1 protein-coding gene is annotated in these 1,266 nt (G+C 57.1%); it reads left to right on the plus strand.

What is annotated here, in order from left to right; translation table 11 throughout:
• Window positions 1–46 precede the first annotated feature (46 nt).
• Window positions 47–1,266, plus strand: a 1,220-nt coding sequence (locus tag IEY12_RS15665; protein WP_188884589.1) for an IS4-like element ISH8A family transposase, incomplete at its 3' end; no start/stop codon positions are given.

Here is a 1,266-nt window from a genome sequence, read left to right on the forward strand (position 1 = left end):
TGAGGAAGTCCAGTCTGTGCACGACAAGGACTCCTCACCTCGGATTATGCGTCGGCTCACTACACTGTTTCCCTCTGAGTTCCTCGAAGAGCACGCCGAGGAACTCGGCGTGGTCGAACGAGACCGCAAGCTCCAGATCCCTGCCTTCGTTTGGGCGTTCGTGTTCGGCTTCGCCGCAGGCGAAAGCCGAACACTCGCCGGGTTTAGACGCTGTTACAACTCTACTGCCGATGAGACGATTTCGCCGGGTGGATTCTATCAGCGGTTGACACCGACGCTTGCGGAGTACCTCCGCGACCTCGTCGAGCGCGGCCTCGACGAGGTCGCTGTTCCTAACGCTGTTGACGCTGATATCGACCGATTTAGAGACGTGATGATCGCTGATGGAACGGTGTTGCGGTTACACGAATTTCTCTCAGATCAGTTCGAAGCCCGCCACGAGGAGCAGGCTGGAGCGAAGCTCCACCTGCTCCACAATGCCACAGAGCAGACGATTGAACAGCTCGATACTGCTAACGAGAAAACGCACGACAGCACCTTGTTCAAAACAGGGCCGTGGCTTGAGAATCGCCTCATGCTGTTCGATCTCGCCTACTTCAAGTACCGCCGGTTTGCGCTGATCGACGAAAACAACGGCTACTTCGTGAGTCGGCTGAAGCAGAACGCGAATCCGCTGATTACCGGGGAGCTACGGGAATGGCGCGGCCGCGCCATTCCCTTAGAGGGCAAGCAGCTCCGAGCTGTTCTCGATGATCTTGACCGGAAATACATCGATGTGGAGGTCGAAGTCGAATTCAAACGGGGGCCGTACAATGGGACACAGTCGCTGGATACGAAGCGGTTTCGCGTCGTCGGCGTCCGCGACGAGGACGCCGACGACTACCACCTGTACATGACGAATTTAGCTAGGGAGGAGTTCTTTCCGGCTGATTTAGCGGAGATCTACCGCTGTCGGTGGGAAGTTGAGTTGCTGTTCCGGGAGCTGAAGACGCAGTACGAATTGGACGAGTTCGACACGAGTGACGAACACGTGGTGAGGATCTTATTGTACGCAGCGTTGCTGTCGCTGCTTGTAAGCCGTGATCTGTTGGATCTAGTCACTGAGCAGGCGGATGATGAGCTTGTGTTTCCGACAGAGCGCTGGGCGGCGACCTTCCGGTCGCACGCCCAGCTCATTCTCCACGAACTCGGTGAGTTCCTCGGCTACTCACCACCGCCGCTGCTCGGCCGGCTGATCGAAGACGCTCAAAAGATCCACAAGCAACG

The sequence above is a fragment of the Halarchaeum grantii genome (assembly GCF_014647455.2).
Taxonomy (GTDB): domain Archaea; phylum Halobacteriota; class Halobacteria; order Halobacteriales; family Halobacteriaceae; genus Halarchaeum; species Halarchaeum grantii.